Source organism: uncultured Ruegeria sp., from assembly GCF_947500045.1.
Taxonomy (GTDB): domain Bacteria; phylum Pseudomonadota; class Alphaproteobacteria; order Rhodobacterales; family Rhodobacteraceae; genus Ruegeria.
In genome coordinates this window covers 77,236-101,660 of record NZ_CANMQQ010000004.1, presented here as the reverse complement: position 1 = coordinate 101,660, position 24,425 = coordinate 77,236, and the positions used below count along the sequence as shown (strand labels likewise).

At 57.6% G+C, this 24,425-nt stretch carries 25 protein-coding genes; 8 read left to right on the top strand and 17 right to left on the bottom strand.

Annotated elements, in window-relative coordinates:
• The 9 genes from Q1B46_RS08560 to Q1B46_RS08520 form a co-directional block, all read right to left on the bottom strand.
• Positions 1-1,530, bottom strand: coding sequence for an ABC transporter ATP-binding protein (locus Q1B46_RS08560; RefSeq protein WP_299946947.1), 1,530 nt, complete (start codon positions 1,528-1,530; stop codon positions 1-3).
• Positions 1,531-1,619: 89 nt separating this feature from the next.
• The gene (locus Q1B46_RS08555) at positions 1,620-2,618 is read right to left on the bottom strand and encodes a BMP family ABC transporter substrate-binding protein (protein ID WP_299662941.1); all 999 of its coding nucleotides are present in this window, start codon (positions 2,616-2,618) and stop codon (positions 1,620-1,622) included.
• 147 nt (positions 2,619-2,765) lie between these two features.
• The gene (locus tag Q1B46_RS08550) at positions 2,766-3,185 is read right to left on the bottom strand and encodes a GNAT family N-acetyltransferase (protein ID WP_299946944.1); all 420 of its coding nucleotides are present in this window, start codon (positions 3,183-3,185) and stop codon (positions 2,766-2,768) included.
• Positions 3,182-3,772: a tRNA (adenosine(37)-N6)-threonylcarbamoyltransferase complex dimerization subunit type 1 TsaB gene (gene tsaB, locus Q1B46_RS08545; protein WP_299946942.1), complete on the bottom strand. Its 591-nt coding sequence runs from the start codon at positions 3,770-3,772 to the stop codon at positions 3,182-3,184. Before tsaB ends, Q1B46_RS08550 begins: the two co-directional genes overlap by 4 nt.
• Positions 3,762-4,325 (bottom strand): NifU family protein, encoded by a 564-nt coding sequence (locus tag Q1B46_RS08540; RefSeq protein WP_299946940.1) that lies wholly within the window; start codon positions 4,323-4,325, stop codon positions 3,762-3,764. Before Q1B46_RS08540 ends, tsaB begins: the two co-directional genes overlap by 11 nt.
• 69 nt (positions 4,326-4,394) lie before the next feature.
• A complete protein-coding gene (locus Q1B46_RS08535; RefSeq protein WP_299946938.1) occupies positions 4,395-4,988 on the bottom strand; it encodes a 2-hydroxychromene-2-carboxylate isomerase in 594 nt (197 codons plus the stop codon).
• 9 nt (positions 4,989-4,997) lie between these two features.
• Complete coding sequence (locus Q1B46_RS08530) at positions 4,998-5,453, bottom strand: universal stress protein (protein WP_299662946.1); 456 nt, start codon at positions 5,451-5,453, stop codon at positions 4,998-5,000.
• Positions 5,454-5,525: 72 nt separating this feature from the next.
• Positions 5,526-6,389 carry a branched-chain amino acid aminotransferase gene (locus tag Q1B46_RS08525; RefSeq protein ID WP_299946935.1) on the bottom strand — a complete coding sequence of 288 codons (864 nt, stop codon included), beginning with the start codon at positions 6,387-6,389 and terminating at the stop codon, positions 5,526-5,528.
• A 59-nt stretch (positions 6,390-6,448) separates the two neighbouring features.
• Positions 6,449-6,910: an Lrp/AsnC family transcriptional regulator gene (locus tag Q1B46_RS08520; protein ID WP_299662948.1), complete on the bottom strand. Its 462-nt coding sequence runs from the start codon at positions 6,908-6,910 to the stop codon at positions 6,449-6,451.
• A 129-nt stretch (positions 6,911-7,039) separates the two neighbouring features.
• Here Q1B46_RS08520 and Q1B46_RS08515 point away from each other — a divergent pair, with 129 nt between their 5' ends.
• Entirely contained in the window at positions 7,040-8,089 is a 1,050-nt protein-coding gene (locus tag Q1B46_RS08515) for a Glu/Leu/Phe/Val dehydrogenase dimerization domain-containing protein (RefSeq protein WP_299946932.1), read from the top strand.
• A 63-nt stretch (positions 8,090-8,152) separates the two neighbouring features.
• On the opposite strand, the gene trpS is transcribed toward Q1B46_RS08515, so the two are convergent.
• The gene (trpS, locus tag Q1B46_RS08510) at positions 8,153-9,181 is read right to left on the bottom strand and encodes a tryptophan--tRNA ligase (protein WP_299946929.1); all 1,029 of its coding nucleotides are present in this window, start codon (positions 9,179-9,181) and stop codon (positions 8,153-8,155) included.
• Between the two features lie 86 nt (positions 9,182-9,267).
• Between trpS and Q1B46_RS08505 the strand changes: the two genes are divergently transcribed.
• Positions 9,268-9,954: a rhomboid family intramembrane serine protease gene (locus Q1B46_RS08505; RefSeq protein WP_299946925.1), complete on the top strand. Its 687-nt coding sequence runs from the start codon at positions 9,268-9,270 to the stop codon at positions 9,952-9,954.
• Positions 9,955-9,961: 7 nt separating this feature from the next.
• Here Q1B46_RS08505 and murJ read toward each other — a convergent pair whose 3' ends face one another.
• The 3 genes from murJ to Q1B46_RS08490 are packed head-to-tail and all read right to left on the bottom strand — an operon-like array spanning position 9,962 to position 15,451.
• On the bottom strand, positions 9,962-11,503 hold the full coding sequence (gene murJ / locus Q1B46_RS08500; RefSeq protein ID WP_299946922.1) for a murein biosynthesis integral membrane protein MurJ: 1,542 nt from the start codon (positions 11,501-11,503) through the stop codon (positions 9,962-9,964).
• Positions 11,500-14,319, bottom strand: a complete 2,820-nt coding sequence (locus Q1B46_RS08495) for a [protein-PII] uridylyltransferase (RefSeq protein ID WP_299946919.1) — start codon at positions 14,317-14,319, stop codon at positions 11,500-11,502. The genes murJ and Q1B46_RS08495 overlap by 4 nt, the downstream gene beginning before the upstream one ends.
• A complete protein-coding gene (locus Q1B46_RS08490) occupies positions 14,279-15,451 on the bottom strand; it encodes a penicillin-binding protein activator (RefSeq protein WP_299946916.1) in 1,173 nt (390 codons plus the stop codon). The genes Q1B46_RS08495 and Q1B46_RS08490 overlap by 41 nt, the downstream gene beginning before the upstream one ends.
• An 87-nt stretch (positions 15,452-15,538) precedes the next feature.
• On the opposite strand from Q1B46_RS08490, the gene rsmI reads away from it, so the two are divergent.
• From rsmI to gshB, 3 genes are all read left to right on the top strand, one after another.
• A complete protein-coding gene (rsmI, locus tag Q1B46_RS08485) occupies positions 15,539-16,396 on the top strand; it encodes a 16S rRNA (cytidine(1402)-2'-O)-methyltransferase (RefSeq protein WP_299946913.1) in 858 nt (285 codons plus the stop codon).
• Between the two features lies 1 nt (position 16,397).
• A complete protein-coding gene (locus tag Q1B46_RS08480) occupies positions 16,398-16,769 on the top strand; it encodes a YraN family protein (RefSeq protein WP_299662957.1) in 372 nt (123 codons plus the stop codon).
• A gap of 61 nt (positions 16,770-16,830) precedes the next feature.
• Positions 16,831-17,763, top strand: a complete 933-nt coding sequence (gene gshB, locus Q1B46_RS08475; RefSeq protein WP_299946911.1) for a glutathione synthase — start codon at positions 16,831-16,833, stop codon at positions 17,761-17,763.
• Here gshB and Q1B46_RS08470 read toward each other — a convergent pair.
• Genes Q1B46_RS08470 through cobU form a run of 4 tightly spaced genes read right to left on the bottom strand, consistent with a single transcriptional unit; the run spans position 17,760 to position 21,361 of the window.
• Positions 17,760-19,274: a YifB family Mg chelatase-like AAA ATPase gene (locus tag Q1B46_RS08470; RefSeq protein WP_299946909.1), complete on the bottom strand. Its 1,515-nt coding sequence runs from the start codon at positions 19,272-19,274 to the stop codon at positions 17,760-17,762. The two genes, gshB and Q1B46_RS08470, sit on opposite strands and share 4 nt — an antisense overlap.
• A gap of 47 nt (positions 19,275-19,321) precedes the next feature.
• Complete coding sequence (locus Q1B46_RS08465) at positions 19,322-20,206, bottom strand: glutathione S-transferase (RefSeq protein WP_299946908.1); 885 nt, start codon at positions 20,204-20,206, stop codon at positions 19,322-19,324.
• A gap of 58 nt (positions 20,207-20,264) precedes the next feature.
• Positions 20,265-20,843 (bottom strand): histidine phosphatase family protein, encoded by a 579-nt coding sequence (locus Q1B46_RS08460; protein WP_299946906.1) that lies wholly within the window; start codon positions 20,841-20,843, stop codon positions 20,265-20,267.
• Positions 20,840-21,361 carry a bifunctional adenosylcobinamide kinase/adenosylcobinamide-phosphate guanylyltransferase gene (gene cobU / locus Q1B46_RS08455; RefSeq protein ID WP_299946904.1) on the bottom strand — a complete coding sequence of 174 codons (522 nt, stop codon included), beginning with the start codon at positions 21,359-21,361 and terminating at the stop codon, positions 20,840-20,842. Before cobU ends, Q1B46_RS08460 begins: the two co-directional genes overlap by 4 nt.
• 104 nt (positions 21,362-21,465) lie before the next feature.
• On the opposite strand from cobU, the gene Q1B46_RS08450 reads away from it, so the two are divergent.
• The 3 genes from Q1B46_RS08450 (at position 21,466) to coaBC (ending at position 24,422) form a co-directional block, all read left to right on the top strand.
• A complete protein-coding gene (locus Q1B46_RS08450) occupies positions 21,466-22,344 on the top strand; it encodes an RNA polymerase factor sigma-32 (RefSeq protein ID WP_299946902.1) in 879 nt (292 codons plus the stop codon).
• Positions 22,341-23,162 (top strand): ChaN family lipoprotein, encoded by an 822-nt coding sequence (locus Q1B46_RS08445; RefSeq protein WP_299946900.1) that lies wholly within the window; start codon positions 22,341-22,343, stop codon positions 23,160-23,162. Before Q1B46_RS08450 ends, Q1B46_RS08445 begins: the two co-directional genes overlap by 4 nt.
• A gap of 63 nt (positions 23,163-23,225) precedes the next feature.
• Positions 23,226-24,422 (top strand): bifunctional phosphopantothenoylcysteine decarboxylase/phosphopantothenate--cysteine ligase CoaBC, encoded by a 1,197-nt coding sequence (coaBC, locus tag Q1B46_RS08440; protein ID WP_299946898.1) that lies wholly within the window; start codon positions 23,226-23,228, stop codon positions 24,420-24,422.
• Positions 24,423-24,425 lie beyond the last annotated feature (3 nt).

Below are 24,425 nucleotides of genomic sequence, written 5' to 3'. Positions count from 1 at the left end.
TCAGGCTGCCTCTCCTGCAACACCGGCCATCAGCAGGCCCAGTTCTTTTTCATCCGTCTCGGCGGGCAGGCGCTCGCCCATGATATGTCCGTCAAACATCACAGCGATCCGGTCCGACAGCGAGAAGATCTCTTCCAGCTCGACTGAAACCAACAGGATGGCTTTGCCCTGATCTCGCAGCGCTACGATCTGTTTGTGAATGAACTCGATGGCACCAATATCCACACCGCGCGTGGGCTGGCCGACCAGCAGCAGGTCGGGATTACGCTCGATTTCGCGCGCAACCACGATCTTTTGCTGGTTGCCGCCCGAGAAGCTTTTGGCGGTCAGCCAGCCGTTAGGTGGGCGGACATCAAATTTCTCGATCTTGGCTTCGGTGTCGGCGCGCAACGCCGCATTGTCCATAAAGATACCGCGTTGATAGGCTGGGTCGCGGTGATAACCGAAGGCCACATTCTCCCACGCGTGGAAGTCCATGATCAGCCCTTCGCGCTGCCGGTCTTCGGGCACATGCGCGATATGCCGCGCGCGACGGGCCTGACCATCTGAACCGGCCCCACTAAGCGCCAAAGGTGCGCCGTTCAGCTTGATCTGCCCCTGTCCGGGGCGCATCCCACCCAGAACTTCCATCAATTCGGATTGGCCATTGCCCGCAACCCCGGCGATGCCAACGATTTCGCCGGCGCGCACGCTCAGGTCGATGCCTTTGACGCGCTCGACCCCGGCAGAATCGAAAACACGCAGGTTTTCGATCTCAAGAATCGGCTTGCCTGGTTGCGCAGGCACTTTGTCGACCTGCAACAGTACCTTGCGGCCCACCATAAGCTCAGCCAGTTCTTCGGGGCTGGTTTCGGCTGTCTTGACCGTCGCGGTCATCTGCCCGCGCCGCATGACTGAGACGGTATCGGTGTTTTCCATAATCTCGCGCAGCTTGTGGGTGATCACGATGATCGTCTTCCCCTCAGCCCGCAAACGGTCGAGGATGCGGAACAGCTGATCCGCTTCGGCGGGCGTCAGAACGCCGGTCGGTTCGTCCAGAATCAGAATCTCGGCTTTGCGATACAGCGCCTTTAGGATCTCGACGCGTTGCTGCATGCCCACGCCGATTTCGTCGATGCGCTTATCAGGATCTACGAACAGCTCGTATTCTTCTTCGAGTTCTTTCAGTTCTTTGCGGGCCTTCGCGAGCGACGGAGCCAGCAGCCCGCCATCTTCGGCGCCCAGAACAATGTTTTCCAGAACGGTGAAATTTTCGACCAGTTTGAAATGCTGAAATACCATCCCGATGCCAGCGGCGATGGCGGCTTGGCTGTCAGGAATGTCGGTCTTGGATCCATTGATCCAAATCTCACCTTTGTCGGCTTTATAAAAACCGTAGAGGATGCTCATCAGCGTGGATTTGCCCGCACCGTTTTCACCGATGATCCCATGGATCGTTCCGGGGGCGACGCTGATGGAAATATCTTTATTGGCCTGAACCGGCCCAAAGGCTTTGGAAATCCCTTTGAGCTCAATGGCGGGGACGGTCATGTCTTGTCCTCAATTGCCGAAAGGGCCGCGAAACATGTCGCGGCAGAGTGGAGTGGGGTGGAAGGCAATACCCACCACCCCGCGTGATATCAGAACTGCAGTGCCGGGCAGCTGTCGTTCTCATAGTAGCTGACAACCGAAACATTGCCGTCGATGATGTCCTGACGGGCCTTGTCGACTGCGGCTTTCATGTCGTCGGAAACCAACGGAGCGTTGTTGTCGTCCATGGCATATCCGACGCCATCTTCGGCCAGACCCATGACGAACACACCGGTTTCCACGTTGTCACCTGCGCTCATTGCGTCATAAACGGCAACGTCAACACGCTTGAGCATCGAGGTCAGAACCTTGCCCGGGTGCAGGTGGTTCTGGTTGCTGTCGACACCGATCGACAGGATACCTTCGTCTGCAGCGGTCTGCAGCACGCCGACACCGGTGCCTCCGGCAGCGGCATAAACCACATCAGCACCTTGGCTGATCTGCGCTTTGGTCAGTTCAGACCCTTTCACCGGATCGTTCCAGGCAGCCGGAGTCGTACCTGTCATGTTGGCAACAACATTGATCTCAGGGTTAACAGCCTTGGCGCCCTGCGCGTAGCCACAGCCAAAGTGGCGAATCAACGGAACGTCCATGCCGCCGATGAAACCCACGGTGCCCGATTTTGAGGCCATCGCAGCCATCATGCCAACCAGATAAGAACCTTCGTGCTCGGCAAAGCCGACCTGACGCAGGTTTGGTGCATCCAGCCATGTCACGTCGACCACGACGAATGTGGTGTCGGGATAGTCAGCGGCGACAGCGCTAAGCGGGTCAGCCATGCCAAAGCCCATCGTGATAATCGGGTTCGAACCCGCTTCGGCGAAACGGCGCAGGGCCTGTTCGCGCTGCGCTTCAGACTGCATCTCGATTTCGCGGTAAGTGCCGCCCGTTTCTTCGGCCCAGCGAGACGCGCCGTTGTGGGCCGCTTCGTTGAACGACTTGTCGAACTTGCCACCCAGATCAAAGATCAGGGCCGGTTCTGCCAGAGCGGCGCCTGCTGTCAGTGCAACCGCAGCGGCTGCGCCCATCAAGGATTTCATAAGGGTCATCTGTTACTCCCGTTGGTAGTTATCGGTCCGGGACTGGAACGCCCGGTACCCACTCAGAGCGAGCATACCTGTTGTGATGGCGGGAATTGAAGCTGTTTGCAACTGCTTCGGTCAACAGAAATTTGACCATATGGTCCAAAAAAGTGATTATTTGTCGTTTAAACGGCATTCCATGACGATCGCATCGACGTTTGGACCGTTCTCGCGCAGGTAATAGCTCTTGCGTTTGCCGCAGGCCATATATCCGCACCCTTCATAGAGCGCGATTGCTGCCATGTTGTCAGAGGCGACATCCAAAAACGCGCGCGACGCACCGATCTTTTTTGCATGGCCGTGAAAATCCGCCATGATTTGTCGCGCAAGCCCCAGCCTTTGATGATCTGGATGGGTCGCTATCGTCAGCAGTTCCGCTTCATCCGCGATGACCTGAACCAGAGCGAAAGATCTTTTGTCACCAACGACATGGATAAACCGGTTTGCCAGCAGTTCGGTGAATTCTTCTGCAATCCACGGGCGGCTTTGCCTGAAAGCCGCAGCATGGATATGGGCCATGTCCTGAGGTGTCATTCGTCCAGAAGAACCGGCGGTATGTCGCGGGAAGGCGCAGCATCCGCAGGGCGAACATAAAGAGGCGCAGGCGGAACATTCGCTGCGGCAAAGCGAAGTGTGGCCAGTCGCGCAATTGCGCAGACCTGCCGAACGGGCTGATCGCACAGATACAACGGGCCGAGCGATTCTGCGTGTTGTCGAGAGATAAGCCGCGCCTCGCCACCAGTTGGCTTCAAATAGACCTGGTCGCGCGGGGCGGAAACCGCCGGAAGATGGTTCTTGGGGGCCAATTGGGCCACCGCATCGAAACCCGACACGCCGACTGCGGGAATGCCCAAACCCAGTGACAAACCGCGGGCTGCAGAAACCGAAATTCGAATGCCTGTAAAGTTGCCGGGGCCAATTCCAACACCGATTGCATTCAAATCTTGCCAGCTGCAGTTGCCTTCTCCCAGCAGTTCTTCCAGCAGGGGCATCAGTCTTTCAGCCTGTCCACGCGACATAAGTTCAGCGCGCGATACGACGATCTTGTCGTTCTGCAGCAAAGCGGCCGCGCAATGCGCGGCCGATGTGTCAAATGCCAGAATGGTCGGATCAGATCGCAACGGGGCGAACCTCGATCACTTCAGGTATATAATGGCGCAGCAGATTTTCGATACCCATCTTCAACGTGATCGTCGAAGAAGGACATCCTGCACATGCCCCTTGCATATGCAGGTACACAATCCCTCGGTCAAAGCCGTGGAAGGTGATGTCGCCACCGTCCTGCGCCACAGCGGGCCGCACGCGACTGTCCAGCAGGTCTTTGATTTGGTGAACGATCTCGGCGTCTTCGCCGGTATGCTCGGCATGACCCGCCCCCGCATCAACATCCGCTCCCATGATGGGTTGGCCGGACTGATAATGTTCCATCACCGCGCCGAGGATGGCGGGTTTGATGTGATCCCACTGGGTTTCATCGGATTTAGTCACCGTGACGAAATCATTACCAAAGAACACACCCGTTACACCAGCTACGCCAAAGATACGTTTAGCAAGCGGAGATTTCTCGGCCGCATCTGCGTTTGGAAAATCTGCGGTGCCCGCCTCCAGAACCGTCTGACCGGGTAGAAACTTCAGAGTTGCCGGGTTGGGTGTAGATTCAGTTTGGATGAACATGGCGCGGCTCCGTTTAAGGTGTATCTGATATGCGCGTCCGGGCGAGGGAAGTCAAGATTTGGAACCGTTCTAAATTGATGCCGCGTGGCAAATTGCGTCATCTAGACGGTCGTCCCCCCAAAATAGCTCATCCCCGCCAATAAAGCTTGGCGCGCCAAAGATGTGCAAGGCCTTCGCCCGGGCGACCTGCTCAAACAGGGCGGATTTAATCTTGGGATCGTTCATCAGTTCCATCATACCGAGTGAAACGTCAGCCGTACCTAGGCATTCAGCCAAAACCGCCGGATCCGAGATGTCATGGCCAGCCGCGAATTGCGCAGAATAAACAGCACGAACGAAGGCCGCCCGCTGATCGGCGGGCTCGATCGCCATGGCTAGCCGCGCCGCGTTCAGGCTGTTTTGTGGAAATGTCTTGGGCTGCTGAAACGGCAGGTCGCGTGCCGCACAAAGCCGCTCCATATCCCGCCACATGTACCGCCCTTTTGCAGGGTAGAGGTTGAATGGCGAGTTGTTCCAACCCTGTTCGGCAAAGATAGGACCCAATAGAAAAGGTTGCCATTCCACGGCAATCCCTTTTTCAGACGCTGCCTGCTGGATACGCATCGCGCTGAGATAGGAATAAGTCGACGCAAAATCGAACCAGAATTGCAGTTTCGCGGGCATCAGGTTGCCTCAGGTGATGGCTTCCAGTTTTTCCTTACTCAGATCGCCCGGCACGATGGTGATCGGAATGGGCAAGCTGCCAGAGTTCCGGGTCAGCTGGGTGACCAGCGGTCCGGGGCCTTTTTTGTCAGTGCCCGCACCTAGTACCAGCACGCCGATCTCAGAGTCGGATTGGACGTGTTCGATGATCTCGGATACAGGATCACCTTCGCGGATGGCCAATTCGGGTTCGACCCGCTGCTTGTCGCGCATCCATTTGGCGAACACTTCGAAATGCGCGTGTATGCGTTCACGCGCTTCTTCGCGCATCACTTCGGCCACTCCGATCCAGTGATTGAATTCGTCAGGCGGAATAACCGAAAGAACCGTAACCCCGCCGCCAGTATGCGCCGCGCGCATTGCTGCAAATCGCATGGCGTTCAGGCATTCGCGGCTGTCGTCCAGAACGACTAGGAACTTGCGCATGTTTGTCCTCGTTTGTTTTCGGGATCATGCCTCACAGGATGCGCAGTGGCAACTGAAACAGGCAAGCGCGGGTCAGCGATTGCTTGCAGCCCAATCCCAGTACATTGCGCGCGCACGGCGAGCTATTGGTCCTACCTGATATTGGGTGTCATCCAACGCGGTGATTGGGGTCACTTTGCTCATGTTGCCGCTCATGAACACTTCGTCCGCATCGTGAAAATCATCGAAACTGAGGACGGTTTCATGCACTGCTACACCATCGGCCCGCAGGTTCTTGATATGCCTCGCGCGGGTGATTCCTGCAAGGAACGTGCCATTGGGAATCGGGGTAAACACCTCGCCATCGCGGACCATGAAGATGTTTGCCGTTGCAGTTTCAGCCACATGCCCCATCGCGTCCGCAACCAGTGCGTTTGAAAACCCCTTGCTGCGCGCCTCCTGCAGCATCCGGGCGTTGTTTGGATACAGGCAACCGGCTTTGGCATTAACCACAGCCGATTCCAGGACAGGGCGTCGGAATCGCGTGGTCGTCAGCGTGGCCGAGGCGGTTTCAGGTGCCATCGGGATTTCTTCGAGGCAGATCGCGAAACCTGTGCTGTTCTCTTGTGGGATGATCGCGGTTTGATCTCCGTCGATGCCCCAGTACATGGGGCGAATATAGACAGCGGTATCGGGTGTATAGCTTTGCAACCCTTCGTTAATCAGCTCGACCATCTGTTCGGTTGCCACTGAAGGTGTCAGCATCAGCGCCTCGGCTGAGCGGTTCACGCGGGCGCAATGGGCCTCCAGGTCCGGGGCCATTCCATCAAAGTACCGGGCACCGTCAAAAACCGATGAGCCAAGCCATGCGCCATGGTCGGCTGCCCGCATGATCGGGGCGTCCCCGTCATGCCATTGACCTTGGAAATAGGTGCGGATGTTTTTGCCGACTGCCATTGCGCCCTCCCTCAAGCTTCGGGGAAACCTAGGTTGGGGCTGACGCAAGGTCCAGCAGATTATCCGCGTTGCAGCGGCAGCGCATCGCGTTTGACCATGGTGCGTAAAGCAAAGTTTGATCGCAGGTTTCTAATGCCTTGGATTTTCATCAGCCGGTTTTCCAGAAATGCGTCAAACGCGTTAAGGTCTTTGGCGACAACACGCAGCAGAATATCGCGCGAACCGGTCATAAGATAGCACTCCATCACCTCGTCGCAGCGACGAATAGCCTTTTCAAAGGAATCGATGGCGTAGCGGTCCTGTTTCTCCAACTCGACAGACACAAAAATTGTAACGCCAAATCCAAGCCGCTCGGGGTCAACTTGTGCGGCGTAACCGGTGATGATCCCGTCCCGCTGCAGCCGATCCAGACGTCGCGCGCAAGGCGTCGGGGACAGTCCGACATGTTCTGCCAGATCAATGACGGTCATGCGGCCATCGTTTTGCAGGGCGCGGATTAACTTGGAATCGATCTCATCCATGGCGAAAAACTTCATATTTGTGTGTAATTTTAGAACTTATCACCAAAATTTTCTCTGAGATAGTGACAAAAGGGTGAAAATCACTCGACGATAGATGGCAAACTCTCGGAAGCATTCCGGAGGAGAAGAATGGAAATCACCATTGTAGACGCGCCAGAGCACGAGCGCGTGGTTGAATTCAAAGACAACGCAGTTGGTCTTTTGGGCTACATCGCGATCCACTCAACGCAACGTGGCCCTGCTGCGGGTGGCGTGCGCATGCGCCCCTATGGCCATCCTGTCGAGGCCCTGAATGATGCGTTGCGACTGGCCAGGGGAATGACGTTCAAGAACGCGGCTGCTGATCTTCCACTTGGTGGCGGCAAGGCCGTGATAATCGGCGATCCGCAAGTTGATAAATCGCCAGAGCTGCTGCAGGCGTTCGGGCAAGTCGTACAAAGCCTAAGCGGCCAGTACTGGACGGCAGAAGACATGGGCATGACGCCTGCCGACATGGCGCATATTGGGTCAGCGACTGGCTTCGTAGCGGGATTGGCAGAAGGTGCGTTTGCCAGCGGGGATCCCTCTCCGATAACGGCACGCGGGATATTCAATGCCATCCAGGTGACTGCGATGCACCGGTTTGGACAGGCCAGTCTCAACGGCCTGACCGTTTCGGTTCAGGGACTTGGTCATGTGGGGGAACACTTGTGCCGGTTGCTGCATGATGCCGGGGCGCAGTTGATCGTGACGGATATCGACACCCTCCAATCGGCGCGCATGGCTGAACGGTTTTCGGCGCAGGTTGTTGCGCCCGATGCGATTTATAGCGTTAAGGCAGATATTTTTGCCCCTTGCGCCATTGGTGGCATCCTCAACGAAACGAGCATTCCGATGTTGCAAGTTGGCGCTGTGGCTGGCGGTGCAAATAACCAGTTGGCCCGTAGTTGCGATGCGCAAGCGCTCCACCAGCGTGGCATTCTTTATGCCCCTGACTTTGTCGCCAACGGTGGTGGCATCGTAAATGTGGCAACGGAGATTCTGCGCGTCGCAGAGCGCGAAGCCTGGGTGGATGGTCGATTACAGACGCTGGAACAGACGATGGACCGAATCCTGACGCGGGCCAAAGTGGAATCGGTTAGCCCGCATGAGGTTGCCGAAACCATCGTGCATGAGATGCTTCACCTGCAGGCAGCTTAAGAAATCGCCAAACGAAAAACGCCGCCCGAGATGGGGCGGCGTTTTAGAATTCGGTGTGGTCGGTTAGGACTTACCTGCTCCAACCATTCCGACAATCTCGTAGGTCTGCTGCAGAATCGGGGCTGCAATCGCGCGTGCCCGTTCCGCACCACGGGCAAGAATTTGGTCGATTTCAGCCTCTTCCCCCATCAGGCGCGCCATCTCGGATGAAATTGGCGACAGCTTCTCAACGGCCAATTCAGCCAGCATCGGCTTGAACTCTCCAAATTGTTTGCCACCGACTTCTGACAGCACCTGCCCGGCGGTCTGATCGTTGAGCGCGGCGTAGATATTCACGAGGTTGCGCGCCTCGGGCCGGCTTTCGAGACCTTCGACTTCTGACGGTAATGCATCCGGATCGGTTTTCGCCTTGCGAATTTTCTTGGCAATTGCATCGGCATCATCGGTCATGTTGATCCGGGTCATGTCGGATGGGTCTGACGACGACATCTTCCGCGATCCGTCACGCAGGTTCATCACACGCGGTGCAGGCCCCCCGATGACCGGCTCAGTCACTGGGAAAAAATCAATGCCATAGTCATGGTTGAACTTGATCGCGATGTCGCGGGTCAGCTCCAGATGCTGCTTCTGGTCCTCACCGACCGGTACATGGGTCGCGTGATAAACCAAAATATCTGCTGCCATCAATGCGGGATAGGCAAACAGCCCCAGCGAGGCGTTCTGGGTGTTCTTCCCCGCCTTGTCCTTGAACTGTGTCATCCGCTGCATCCAGCCAATCCGGGCGATGCAGTTGAAAATCCAAGCCAGCTGGGTGTGCTCGGGCACTTGGCTCTGATTGAACAGAATAGATTTCTCGGGGTCCAGACCAGCGGCAATGAACCCTGCGCACACTTCGCGGGTTTTTTCACGCAAGCGATCAGGGTCTTGCCAGACAGTAATCGCGTGGAGGTCGACCATGCAGTAGACGGTCTCGTATTCCGGTCCCTGCATATCCACGAAACGTTTGAGTGCACCCAGGTAATTGCCCAAGTGCAGGTTTCCCGAAGGCTGGATGCCGGAAAACACGCGAGGCGTGAATTGGGTCTCGGTCATCGAAGGAAACTCCTGTCTGGAAAAATCAGCCCCCGTCGCTTACCCATGAGGCCAAGGGACGTCAACAGCCGCGAAAGGCCAGCCCAGTGAGCAGTGAGCATTATACACCGCCTGTAAATCCATTACCGCCGGTTGTGGTAGCATTGGTTTTGTTCATCATTGGGATCGAACTGGCCCTTATGCTGGGCAGTCGCGGGATGGTCGGAGGACCGACTGCGGTCGGGTGGCGGCTGGATGCGCTGCAGAAATACACATTCTCACCCGACATTTTCGATTGGATGGTTCAGAACGGGCGCTGGCCGTTCGAGCATGTGATCCGCTTTGTGACCTACCCCTTTGTTCAGGCAAACTTTACGCAAGCGATCTTTGTCTGTGTGTTCGTACTGGCCATGGGCAAGATGGTTGCCGAGGTTTTTGGCAGTGTCGCCATGCTGATCATCTTTGTGCTGTCAGGCGTGGGCGGAGCGCTGGCTTATGCCGTGTTGCTAAACCCACCCTATCCATTGGTTGGAGGGTTCCCTCCGGTCTATGGCCTGATAGGCGCATTCACATGGTTGTTGTGGCGCAAACTGTCGTTGGTTGGGGAAAACCAATCCCGCGCGTTCAGCCTGATTGCTGTTCTGATGGGGGTGCAGTTGCTGTTCGGCCTGCTTTTTGGCGGTACCTCGGATTGGGTTGCCGATCTGGGCGGATTTGCCACCGGGTTCGGCTTGTCATTCTTTCTGGCTCCGGGTGGGTGGGCGCGCATTCTCAGCAAAACACGACGCGATTGATGTAGATTCATCCTCGCCGCAATGTCTTTCGGAATTCAGAAAGCCTGAAAGCGCCAAAGATGTGACCCAACAGGAAGTAGGCAACTGCTGCGGTGACGATAAGCATCAGTAGCGCGAGATAGCGCCAGCCGGACACGCCAAATGTCCAGCCAAACAAGTGGATGGCAGCGAACAACACAACGCCCATGCCTGCCGAGGCGGCCACGATCCGCCAAATCCGGTGTTTGAACCGGTCGTCAAACCGTGCTTCGTCTCCTATCTTCCGCGCGCCGATTGCCAGTAACGCAACCATAACCCAACCGGCGGTCGATGCCGCAATCGCGGGCGCGATCCACCCGACGACGGGGTAAAGACCAAAGGCAAGCCCCGCATTCACTACCATTGCAACCACGGCGTATCGAAATGGTGATTTGGTATCTTCGCGGGCGAAAAATAGCGGTTGCAACAGCTTTTGCAGCATAAACGCAGGCAACCCGATGCCGTAGATGGCCACAGCCAGCGCCGTGGCTGCCGTATCCTCAGCGCTGAACTGACCGCGTTGAAACAGGACCGAGACCAGTTGGCCCGGAATGATGACAAAGGCAACCGTCGAAGGCAGCGTCAGCAGCAGCGTAAATTCTCCGGCCCGCGAAAAGGCGTTGCGGGCGCCTTCCTTGTCGTCGGCGCGCAGGCGTCGTGACAGGTCGGGTAACAGCACGATGCCGACCGCGATCCCGACAACACCCAGCGGCAATTGATATAGGCGGTCCGCTGCAAACAACCAACTGACCGCCTTTTCGGTGTTCGAGGCCACAAGCTGCCCGACCACCAGATTGATCTGCGTGACCCCCATAGCCAGTGCTGCGGGAACCGCGATCCGCACCATGCGGCGCATCTCCGGGCTGAGTTTTGGCCGACCGGGACGGATACGGATGCCGGCGCGTTCGGTCGCAACCCAGACCAACGCCAATTGCGCGACGCCAGCAACCGGGATGACCGCGATCAGCCAACGGATCACCTCTCCTCCCGATATCGCGCCAAAGATCAAAGCGGAACAGGCGAAGATGTTCAGCAAAACGGGCGCGGCAGCGGCGGCTGCAAAACGACCCGTCGCATTCAGAACACCGGAAAACAGCGCGGCTAGTGACATGAACAGGATGTAGGGAAACACGACATACCCGTAGTCCACCGCCAGATCAAAGCGCTCATCTCCGTAGAACCCTTCGGCGGTGATCCAGACCAATGCGGGCATGAAAACCATTGCCAGCCCAACCAGGGCCAGAACGGCCACCGCCAACAGATTGAACGCATCCTGAGCGAATCCTTCGGCGTTCTCTTCGCCTTCCAGTCGCTTTGAGAACATCGGCACAAAGGCTGCATTGAACGCGCCCTCGGCGAAGAAGCGGCGGAACATGTTGGGCAGGCGGAATGCGGCAACGAAGGCGTCCATCACCGGGCCTGGCCCGATATAGGCGGTCAGCAAAATCTCGCGCAGGAAACCCAGAATGCGGCTGGCCAAAGTCCAAAACCCAACCGTGAAAAAGCCCGAGAGCAGGCGGATCGGTTTCATGAGGCGGCCCGCTCTGCGCCTTCGGTGATGGCCGTGCGAAGCTTGGTTTCCAGACTACGCTGTTTGGCCTCAGAGTGGTATTTCAGGCCGAACATGTCCTTGACGTAGAACGTATCGACCACCTGTTCGCCATAGGTCGCAATCACCGCATTTGCGATGTAGATATTGGCCGCCGCCATCGTGCGCGCCAGATCATAGAGCAGACCGGGCCGATCACGCGTATCGACCTCGATGATCGTATAGATTTCCGAGCCTTCGTTGTCGAAACTAACATGGGTCGGCACGTTAAAGGCGCGTTCGCGCTTCTTGATCTTGTCGCGCGATTTCAAGGCATCGCGTGCGACCACTTCGCCCTTAAGTGTCTTGTGGATCATCTGGGTTAGCCGTGGCAGGCGAGAGGCCTCGAACGGATGGCCATCGGCATCTTGTACCCAGAATGCATCGGTTACGTAGCCATCTTTCGTCGTATAGCTGCGTGCATCCACCACATTGGCCCCGACAAGGGCTAGCGCGCCCGCGATACGCGCGAAGATCCCGGGATGGTCGCCCATGGCAAAACAGGCACGGGTTGCATCACGATCTTCATCCGGCTGCAGGCGGATTTCGACAGCCCCCGGGTCACCACTGTCTTCGAGGGATTGCAGCATCTCTGCAAACTCGACATGGGTCGACAGGTTCAGACCTTGCCAATAGGGATCGTAATGTCGCCCGGTCTCTGTTTTCAGATCAGATTTGGACCAGCTTTCCAACTCGGCACGCAACCGTTTTTTCGCCTCAACTCCGCGGTTGGCCCGATTGAGGATTTCCATACCGGATTCCAGCGCGTGCTTGGTATCTGCATGCAGCGCGCGCAGCAATGTGGCCTTCCAGTTGTTCCAGGTTGTTGGCCCGACACCGCGAATGTCACAGACTGTTAGCACAGTCAGCAAATCCAAACGTTTGACAGTTTCAACCGCTTTGGCGAAATCTCGGATGGTGCGCGGGTCTGAGATATCGCGCTTCTGCGCCATATCGGACATCAACAGGTGATAGCGAACCAGCCATTCCACGGTTTCCGAATCCGCCTTGGTCAGCCCCAATCGTGGCGCCACCTTACGGGCGATTTGTGCGCCAAGAATGGAATGATCTTCGGGACGCCCTTTGCCGATGTCGTGCAGCAACAAAGCCACGTACAGAACCTTGCGATCAACGCCCCTTTCCAGAATGGATGACGCTAGCGGGAGTTCTTCGATCAACTCTCCGCGCTCAATCTGGGCCAGATTGACGATGCACTGGATCGTGTGCTCGTCCACCGTATAGCTGTGATACATATTGAACTGCATCATCGCCACGATGTGTTCGAATTCGGGCAGAAAGGCTGAAAGAACGCCTAGTTCGTTCATCCTGCGCAGGGCGCGTTCGGGGTTGCCGTGTTTCAGCATCAGATCAAGAAAGATACGCCGCGCCTCTTTATCATTGCGCATCTCATCGTCGATGAGATTCAGGTTGGCCGTCACCAATCGCATGGCATCCGGGTGGATCAGCATACCTGTGCGAAGGCCTTCCTCAAACAGCCGAAGCAAATTGACTTTGTCTGACAGGAACTTGTCCGGGTCCGCGATATCCAGACGGCCATGGACAACCCTGTACCCGGCCTTGATCCGACGGCGACGACGAAAAATGCGTTCCAGCAGTGGCGCGCCCTTCATATGGGACGCCTCCAGCTTGGTCAGGAAGATGCGGGTCAATTCGCCCACGCGTGTTGCCTCGCGGAAATAGCGCTGCATGAACACTTCGACAGCGCGTCGACCTGCGCGGTCTTCATATCCCATGCGATCAGCCACCTCGACCTGTAGATCGAAGGTCAGCTGTTCGGTTGCACGCCCCGTCACCAAATGCAGATGCGACCGGACAGCCCACAGGAATTCTTCGGCCTGAACGAACTCTCCAAACTCTTCGGGGGTGAACAGGCCCATTGGGACCAGTTCAGCGACATCCTGAACGCCATAGATGTACTTGGCGATCCAGTAGAGCGATTGCAGATCGCGCAAGCCGCCTTTGCCCTCTTTGACATTTGGCTCGACTTTATAGCGTTCGCCTTGTTTCAGATGCCGCTCTTCACGCTCCTTCAACTTGGCTTCGATGAACTCCCGCTCTGTGCCTTTGAACAGTTCACTTTTCAGGCGCGTCTCAAGTTCTTGTGCAAGCTCCTGATCCCCAACAAGGAAGCGCTGTTCCAGCATGGCGGTGCGGATGGTGAAATCATCAGCCCCCAGCCGCAGGCAATCCTTGATCGTACGCGAAGAATGGCCAACCTTCAGCCGCAGATCCCACAGCATGTAGAGCATTGATTCGATCACGCTCTCGGCCCAGGCTGTAATCTTGTAAGGCGTCAGAAATAGCAGATCCACGTCCGAAGCTGGGGCCATCTCGCCCCGGCCATAACCGCCCACTGCCAGCACAGCGATCTTTTCGCCTCGGGTGGGGTTCGCCAGTGGATGCAAATGTTCGTTGGCGACGCGCATCACGGTGCTGACCATTTGATCGGTCAGATAGGTGTAAGAGTGTGCCAGCGGACGTGCATCGAAGGGGCGCCGGGCAAAGGCGTCCGCAATCGCCTTGCGACCCGTCTTTTGCGCATCACGCAAGATGCTTACTGTTTCAGCGCGCAACGCGGCGTTGTCCGAACTGTTTTCAACAGCGGTGGACAATCTGGAATTGACGTTGGCGTTGTCGAAAATCTCATCAGCCGGGCAGATCAGGTTAACATCAGGCGCAGTGACCTGTGCCAGTTGCTCAGAATCCGGCGCCAGAGAAGCTTTGTGGGGCAGGGTCAATCACAACCACCTGTTTGTTCTGGATCGTGGCAACAGCCAGACCGCGTTCGTTCGTACCGTTTGGCCGCAGGCGGAAGATACCACCGACACCCTGAAATCCGGCGTTTTGGGTCAGAGCTGCGCCGGTCAGCGCATCAGACTTACCCTGGCTGACCAGGGCCCCGATGGCTGCGATTCCATCGTAGGCCAGCCCACTGATCGGGTGCGGTGCCTCGCCGTAGGTATTGTTGTACCGCTGCCGATAGGCCTGAGCTTTTGCCGGATCGGGCAGGGCAAACCATCCACCCTGAACACCCGGAAGTTCCAGCGTTTGTGCCGGAATGTCCCAACGAGTCAGTCCCATATACTGTGTTGTGGCAGGTGATACGTCCGCTTCGGGCAGCAACTGGCTGTAAAGAGGTAGCGCGCCTGCCGTAGTTGCGGTCAGGAAAATCGAATCTGCGCCGGTCGAATCAACGGTCGCTTTGATGGTTGGAACCGAATCGATCACACCTTGCTGAGACCGGTCATACCCGACCGCGCCTGCATTGTTGACGCGGCTATTGCTGAGCGCGGTGGCGATTGCGGACTGGCCGAGCTGTCCTGCAGAGTCGTTGCTGTGCACGATGACTGTACCATTTTTGCCCTGCCGCCCGGCGTAATTGACCAGTCGGTCTGCGGTATTTTGGAACGTGGGGCCAAGCACATAGACATTTCCGCCCGCGATGCTTGTGTTGTTCGAGAAGGACAGCACGTTGACATTGTTGCTCAGAACAGAAAGGCCCGCCGCGTTTGCTGCTTGCGCATAAACCGGTCCAAGGATGATCTTTGCCCCGTCTGCAACTGCTTGTTGCGCAACCACCGATGCCGTCCCCGCGTTGCCCGCCGTGTCATACACGCGAAGGTCGATTTTGACGTTCGGCAAATCAGCGATGGCCAAGCGCGCCGCATTTTCAAGGCTTCGTGCCAGCGCCGCGTCACCAGATTGGGATGATCCGCTAGGCACCAACAAGGCCACCGGCACCGGGTCAGAGGTATCAATCGAAGGGCCTCCGCCGATACCGCCAACCTCACAGGCGGCCAGAAAAGCGGCCGTAGCCAGAACAATGGCGGATTTCGCCAATTTGCGTGCGGGCTTGCAAACGGTAAACATCTAAAAGAAAACTCCCTGATCCGGCGTCTGAGGGCACCTTGGTCTATCGATCCGCGATAATAAACGTCACGCTGTGAGGGTCCAGCTTTGAATTTCCAAAAGATCAGATTGGCCCCGGGCCTGTACTTTGTTGCCACTCCAATCGGTACCGCGCGCGACATCACGCTCAGGGCGCTGGATGTGTTGGCCTCGGCCGAGATGATCGCTGCCGAAGACACCCGCAGCCTGCGCCGGTTGATGGAAATCCATGGTGTACCGCTCGAAGGGCGCCGCATATTGGCCTATCATGATCACAGCGGGGCAGGCGCACGTGGCAAGATTCTGGAGGCGCTTGAGCAGGGACAGTCGGTCGCCTATGCGTCCGAGGCCGGAATGCCCCTGATCGCGGATCCCGGTTATGATCTCGGGCGTCAGGCGGCTGAGGCTGGATACTCGGTGACTTGTGCACCCGGACCTTCCGCTGTTCTGACCGCGTTGACCCTGGCCGGGCTGCCAACCGATGCGTTCTTCTTTGCCGGTTTCTTACCCAATGCTTCTGGCGCGCGGCGTACACGAATCGAGGCGCTGCGTAACGTCCCCGGAACACTTGTCTTCTATGAATCGCCGAAACGAGTGGCCGGTTGTCTTGCCGATCTCGCGGATGTTCTTGGTGGTGACAGGCAGGCGGCGCTGTGCCGTGAACTGACCAAGAAATTCGAAGAAACCCGGCGCGGAACGCTCGCCGAACTGGCCGCCGCGTATCTGGGTGCAACGGTCAAGGGCGAAGTTGTCTTGCTTGTGGATCGCGCCCATTCGCAAACTGTTAAGGAGTCCGACGTAGAAGAGGCTTTGAAAAGGGCCTTGGAAACGCATTCGGTACGCGATGCAGCAGATTTGGTGTCAGAGATGTTCAGCCTGCCGCGTCGCCCGATCTATCAGAAGGCCTTGAAGCTGGGAAAGGGATGACATGGCGCAGCGATCTGTTCGGGGTTCGGTATCCTATCACGCCGGACATTCGGCAGAGCTTTGCGTGGCTTCTGAATACGAGCGTCGGGGATACTCAATCGCGCAGCGCAGATGGCGCGGCGCAGGTGGTGAGGTTGATCTGATCGCACGCAATGCGGATGGGTTAGTCTTCGTTGAGGTAAAGAAAAGCCGAAGTTTTGAAGGTGCTGCAGCTCGGATCAGCCGCCGACAAATGGATCGAATTTGTGCCTCTGCCGCCCAGTATCTCGAACAGGAACCCGGCGGGCAGTTGACGAATGTCCGCTTTGATGCGGCTCTGGTTGATGACACCGGAACGGTTCAAATCATCGAAAACGCCTTTGGTTTGGACTGATCGCCATTGAACCCATCCGGTCTCTGCGCCATGTATCAGGCGTGGAATTGAGGGATACACCATGAAGATCGCCTTTCAGATGGACCCGATTGGGGCCGTGGATATCAATGCCGACAGCTCGTTCCGTCTGGCGGAAGAAGCACAGGCACGCGGCCATCAGCTTTTCTTCTATGGCCCGGATCAACTGGCCTATCAGGAAGGCAGGATCACGGCGCGCGGGCACGATATGACAGTGCAGCGGGTCGCAGGCGATCCGGCTGTACTGGGCCCCGAACGCGACGTGGATCTGGCTGATTTCGATGTGATCTGGCTGCGGCAGGACCCGCCGTTTGATATGCATTACATCACCTCGACCCATCTGCTGGATCGCCTGAAAGGGCAGGCGCTGGTGGTGAACGATCCGTTTTGGGTGCGAAACTATCCCGAAAAGCTGCTGGTTTTGGATTTCCCTGAGCTGACCCCACCCACGACGATTGCGCGGGATTTGCAAACCATCAAAGCCTTCAAGGAAAAACACGGCGATATCATTCTCAAGCCGCTATATGGCAATGGCGGGGCAGGCGTGTTCCGTCTGGATGCGAATGATCGCAACCTGACGTCGCTGCATGAGCTGTTCACTGGATTCTCGCGTGAGCCTCTGATCGCCCAGAAATTTCTGCCGGATGTACGCAATGGAGACAAACGTGTGATCCTTGTAGATGGACAGCCCGTAGGTGCCATTAACCGCGTTCCTGCTGAGGGTGAGACCCGCTCGAACATGCATGTGGGTGGGCGTCCCGAGAAAATCGGCCTGACCGCGCGTGACCTGGAAATCTGCGCCGCAATCGGGCCGCTTCTGAAAGAGCGTGGGCAGGTGTTTGTAGGCATCGATGTGATTGGCGACTATTTGACTGAGATCAACGTAACCTCGCCCACCGGCATTCAGGAACTTGAACGGTTCAACGGTGAAAACATCGCCGAAAAGATCTGGCTGGCGATCGAGGCCAAGCTTTAGGCACCAACCTTGGCGCTAATCCGAAAGCTTAGCGCCTCGGCGACATGCGGGCGGCGAACGTCCGGCTCTCCGTCTAAATCTGCTATGGTGCGCGCCACACGCAAGATGCGGTGAAAGGCGCGGGCCGACAGCCCGAAACGCTCAGCCGCTTTCAGCAGCAACTCTTTGCCCTCGGCGTCAGGTGAGGCGGTTTCTTCCAGCAGGTTGCCCTCAACATCTGCGTTTTGCCGCGTTTCGGGCATATCACGGAACCGATCAGCCTGAATTGCGCGTGCCGCTTTGACGCGCGCTGCCACCGTGGCAGAGCTGTCACCTGAAGGGGGGAGATCGAGATCGGTAAAGCCCACCGGCGGCACTTCGATGCGCAGGTCGAACCGATCCATCAGCGGGCCGGAAATGCGGCCCAGATAATCTTCGCCGCAACCAGGCGCACGAGAGCAGGCACGCGACGCATCGGTTAGATATCCGCATTTGCAGGGGTTAGCTGCAGCCACCAGCATGAAACGGCAGGGGTATTTCACGTGCGCATTGGCACGCGCGACCATAACCTCGCCGGTTTCGACGGGTTGGCGCAAGGTTTCCAGAACGGTGCGTGGGAACTCGGGGAATTCGTCCATGAACAGAACTCCGTTATGCGCCAATGAGATTTCACCGGGTTTTGCACCTTTCCCCCCACCCACGATAGCGGCCATCGAGGCGGTGTGATGCGGCTCGCGAAACGGTCTGGCACGGCTGATGCCGCCTTCGTCCAACAAACCGCAAAGCGACTGGATCATGGATGTTTCCAAAGCTTCGATGGGGGTGAGCGGTGGCAAAATACCCGGCAGACGCGCGGCCAGCATGGATTTACCCGAACCGGGGGTTCCGATCATAATCAGGTGATGCCGTCCTGCCGCCGCGATCTCCAACGCCCGTTTGGCGCGCTCCTGTCCCTTTACATCTCGTAGGTCGCGCGCGCTGGGCGATAGTTTGACTTCGCCCGGTATCGCGGCGGGCAGCGCAGATTGGCCCGTAAAGTGCCGAACCACATCCCCTAATGAACCCGCCCCGATGACTTGTGTGGCATCGACCCAAGCGGCCTCGGCGCTTGAGGCGCTGGGGCAAAGCAAACTGCGATCCTCGGCGGCGGCGGTCATGGCAGCGGGCAGCGCGCCGACGACAGGTACCAAAGAGCCGTCCAATGACAATTCGCCCAAAGCAACCGCGCCCTCGGCCGCGTCTGCTGGAATGATCTCTAATGCGGTCAACAGGGCAACTGCGATGGGCAAATCGAAATGGCTGCCTTCTTTGGGCAAATCTGCCGGTGAAAGGTTGATGGTGATCCGTTTTGAAGGCAGTGCGATGGCCATCGAACTAAGAGCGCTGCGCACGCGGTCCCGCGCCTCAGAGACGGCCTTGTCCGGCAGGCCAACGATGGAAAACGCCGGAAGGCCCGGAGAGACGGCGCATTGCACCTCGACCGGGCGGGCATCGACCCCTTGAAAGGCAACGGTGTGGGCGCGGGCGACCATGGCAATCCTGTTCTTGGTTAACAGGATGTTGCTGCCACGGTTCCAGTTTAAGAATCGTTAACGCTATGGATCATTGCCGCGAATTTCGGCCAGGCTTCAGGATCCACAACCGATTTGTCACGGCAAAACGGATTGCAAAAGCCCCAAACCTGGCCGTCGAGTTCCAGAAAATCCTCTACAGGTTTGCCAGAATAGGGGCACAACGCATTAATCGAGGGGCCTGTACTGACCGCCAAGGCCTTTGCTTCCCCGCCAATCGGCCAGCTTTGTGCAGGAAGGTCTTGTGCGTAGGGAAAGGGCTCATACGCAACCGTCATGCCCATGGCGCGCCATTGACGAACGGAAACATCCGAAAGCAGGTCCATGCAATAGGCGCGGTTGGCCTCGGAAACGGGCAGGCCGTAGCCGATGATCCGTGCTGCGATAGGTGTGTAGAAGACATCGGCCAGTGAATAGGTGCCGAACAATGGGCCCGAAGCAGCGCTAGAGATCTTCCGCGCATGGGCCCACAGGGTTTCGATCCGCTGCAGATCGGCAAGCGTATCGGGCGAGGGGCTGAAGCCTTCCCAGCGGTATTTCAGTTGCATAGGGCATTGCTCCCGCAATGCCGTGAAACCGGAAACCATTTCGGCACAAAGCCAGCGGGCCGTCGCGCGGGCGGCGGGCTCTGACGGCCAGAGCCCCACTTCGGGGTGGCGTTCGGCCAAAGTCTCTGCCATCGCAAGGCTTTCACCCACCACAGTCCCATCGGGCAGGCGCAGCGCAGGTACAAGGCGCGCGGGTGCCAGCGGCTCCATATCCGCTGCCATGGTACCAGAGTAGAGACCAATCAAATGGGTGCGGTACGGCAGGCCGAATTTCTCAAGCATCAGCCAACCGCGCATGGACCAGCTTGAAAACAACCGGTCACCAATAAAGAGATCATAAGTCATTCTGCAACGATGTCGGACACAGGCGCGTCCGTAAATCAGTGTTTTGTGCGCTGCCCTATCACGGTCGGTGATTGATCCGGTCTACAGTCCAGCTGTTGTTGTGGCGCGTAATTTCGGTGACTGAAAGATTGTCGATGCGATGGCTAAACGCCTGTTGTGCGTCAGAGTCCAGGGCGCGCTGGACTTGTGTCAGGATCACTCCGAAATGCGCGACTATGATCAGGTCGCGCCCGGTATGGGCGGCAATCAGGGAATCAACAACCGTGTCGACGCGCGCGCGGACTTCATTCCAGCTTTCCCCATCTGGGGGCCTGACTTCCCCCGGATTGTCCCAATAGGCAAAGCAGAGCTCGGGGTCTTCTGCTTCGATCTCGGCGAAGGCGCACAGTTCCCACGTGCCGAAATTGATCTCGCGTAGATCGGTGTGGTGCGGCAGGCGGTGCCGCGTGCCTTGAATGGCGCTGGCCGTGTCAGCGGCGCGTGAAAGGTCTGATGAAATGACGATGGCGTCTGAAGGTAGGTGGGCGCTGAGGCGGGCGATCGCAGCCCGGTCGCTGAGATCGGCGGGAAGATCAGACCAACCCACCATGGTCTTCGCATGGGTGGGGCCGTGTCGCACCAGATGAAGGCGGGTCACAAGGGATGTCCTTTTAACACCGAAGGCAAACCGGCGGTGACCTGCACCACCCTCTGTGCTTGCGCAGCCAGTGCAATGTTCAGCCGCCCCTGCGCCTCGCGGAACTGGCGGGATAGCGCGTTGTCGGGCACGATCCCGTGGCCGACTTCGTTCGACACGATCACGATCTGCGCTGCACAGGTCTTCAAAGCGGCAAGCAATGCTACCCGAGCCTCTTCCAGATCGTTCTTGGCCAGAAGGTGGTTGGTCAGCCACATGGTTGCGCAATCGATCAGGCAAACCTGCTCTGATGTCAGCTTTGCAAGTTCCGGCGACAGATCAAATGGTGCCTCAATCGTCGTCCAACCGCTGCCGCGTTGCGCGATATGTTGCCTGATTTTTAGGCGCATCTCATCATCAAACACTTGTGATGTGGCCAGGTAAACGCGCCTTTTCCCCGTGGAAACAACAAGTTGCTCTGCAAAACGCGATTTTCCGGATGCCGCGCCGCCCAGAACAAAGGTTAAATCGGCATGCACTTTTATTACCTTTCTAGTGATCCATCCGGATTCGCCCTGCGTATCGACCCCAGATCAGCAAGGCAAGTCCGGCCCATCGCCTGTGATAAAAAAGGGAGATTAGCATGGCATTAGATACCGCACATGATTTTTCGATGTCCCGTCAGGCAATGAAGGCCGAGTTGCTGGATGCCGAAACCGAGTTGCGACTGGCCTATGCATGGCGGGACGACCGGGATGAGCAAGCGCTGCACCGCCTGATCACGGCATACATGCGTATGGCGATCTCCATGGCAGCCAAGTTCAAACGCTATGGTGCGCCGATGAATGATCTGATCCAAGAGGCTGGTCTTGGTTTGATGAAAGCCGCCGACAAATTTGACCCGGATCGGGGCGTTCGATTTTCGACCTACGCAGTGTGGTGGATCAAGGCGAGCATCCAGGATTACGTGATGCGCAACTGGTCTATGGTACGCACTGGGTCAACCTCGTCTCAGAAATCGCTGTTCTTCAATATGCGCAGGGTTCAGGCGCGCCTTGAACGCGAGGCCGCGACCGAAGGTTTGGATCTGGATCGTCATCAGCTACATCAGAAGATCGCCACTGAAATCGGAGTCCCTCTGCGCGATGTAGAGATGATGGAAGGGCGTCTGGCCGGATCCGATTTCTCTCTGAATGCGGTGCAGTCGGCAGATGAAGACGGGCGCGAATGGATTGATGCGCTGGAGGATGACAGCGAACAGGCTGCTGAAACCGTTGAAAACAGCCATGACACTCAGCAATTGCGTGATTGGCTGGTCACGGCGATGCAGGCTCTGAACGATCGTGAGCGCTTTATCGTACGCGAACGCAAGTTGCGTGAACCGGCACGGACACTGGAAAGCCTTGGTCGAGAGCTTGGTCTGTCGAAGGAACGTGTTCGCCAGCTTGAGGCCGCAGCTTTTACAAAGATGCGCAAGAACCTTGAAGCGCAATCGCGCGAGGTGCAACACTTCTTCGCATGAAACCACTTGCGATTCTTGCCGCTTTTCTATTGCTCGTCGCCGCCCCGGACAGAGGGCGCACGGCAGAGTTGATCCCCGATGATACTCTGACTGACATGCAGGCGGCAGATATTGTTATCTTGGGTGAGATACATGACAACCCGCAGCATCACCTTGTGCAGGCCCAAGCCATCGAGGCCATTGCACCCACCGCAGTTGTCTGGGAAATGGTAACCGAAGAGGGCGCGCAGCGGTTGGCTCAGAAAGCAGCAACAAATCCCGAGGAGTTGTCCAGAATCCTGCAATGGGCTGAATCCGGTTGGCCGCCTCTCAGCATGTATTTCCCTGTTTTTCAGGCCGCGAATGTACCGGTGTACGGCGCTATGGTCCCTCGAGTTGCCGCACGTAAGGCGATGGAACGCGGGGCTGCCACCGCGCTGGGGGCGGATGCGGCCAGATATGGGCTGACCGTGCCCTTGTCGGACGAAGATCAGGCCGCGCGCGAGGCAGATCAACTCGCGGCCCATTGCAACGCATTGCCTGCCGAAGCATTGCCTCAGATGGTCGCAATTCAGCGTCTGAGGGATGCTGTTCTTGCCCGTGCCATTCTGCGCGCCGCTGACGAAACCGGTGGGCCCGTTGCGGTGATTACGGGTAACGGCCACGCGCGCAAGGATCGCGGAATACCAACCTTTTTGTCACGTTTGCGTCCCGGGTTGAAAGTCTTTGTGCTGGGACAATCCGAGGATGGAGTGATTGACGGAGATTTCGACGCCGTGATTGACAGCCCAGCGGTTGAGCGTGAAGACCCCTGCAAAGCCTTCGGGGTACAGAATTAACTGCTGGAACTGCCCGGCCGCGTTGCCTAATGTCAGGGCCGACCGGGACGGGAAGGGCGAAACATGCTGTCATCCAAACGCATTCTGCTGATTATCGGTGGTGGAATAGCGGCGTATAAGTCGCTGGACCTGATCCGACGACTGCGTGAGCGTGGTGCTGCAGTCCATCCGGTTTTAACGCGCGCGGCCAAGGAATTTGTGACCCCCTTGTCTGTGTCGGCTCTGGCCGGAGAGAAGGTTTACCAAGACCTTTTTGACCTGACGGACGAAGCAGAGATGGGTCATATCCAACTGTCGCGTTCAGCGGATTTGATCGTGGTTGCGCCCGCGACCGCTGATCTGATGGCCAAGATGGCAGGCGGCTTGGCGAATGATCTGGCCTCAACCCTTCTGATGGCAACCGATACGCCGGTTCTGTGTGCACCTGCAATGAACGTCCGCATGTGGGAGCATCCCGCAACCCGGCGCAACCACGTGCAGCTTGAAGCGGACGGCGTGCGTTTTGTCGGCCCCAATGAGGGTGACATGGCTTGCGGCGAGTACGGCCCAGGCAGGATGTCGGAACCGCTTGAGATCGTGGCCGCCATCGAGACGCATTTTGCGGTTGGACCATTGGCCGGTAAGCGCGTTCTGGTGACTTCGGGTCCGACGCATGAACCGATTGATCCAGTGCGTTACATTGCAAACCGATCTTCGGGCGCGCAGGGAACAGCTGTTGCGCGCGCGCTGGCCGCACTGGGGGCCGACGTTACGTTTGTCACGGGCCCGGCTGACGTATCGCCGCCGGATGGCGTGAATGTCGTGCGGGTTGAAACGGCGCAGCAGATGTCGGATGCGGTTGACGATGCGCTTCCGGTAGATGCAGGTGTTTTTGCAGCCGCCGTGGCCGATTGGCGGGTATCTGGCGCCTCGGACAGGAAGCTGAAGAAAAGCCGCGATGGTCTGCCCGCGCTGGAGTTCGCTGAAAACCCCGACATTCTGAAACGGATTGCGCATATGGAAAGTGGCCGTCCCACTTTGGTGGTGGGCTTCGCGGCCGAGACAGACAACGTGATCGAACACGCAACCGCCAAACGGGCCCGCAAGGGTTGTGACTGGATCGTTGCGAACGATGTCAGCCCCGCAACTGGCATCATGGGCGGGTCCGAGAACGTCGTGATTCTGATCTCGGATGACGGGGCCGAGGAATGGCCGCGTATGGCCAAAGACGATGTGGCAAAGCGGTTGGCAAGTAAGATCGCCGACGCGCTGACCGAATAACAG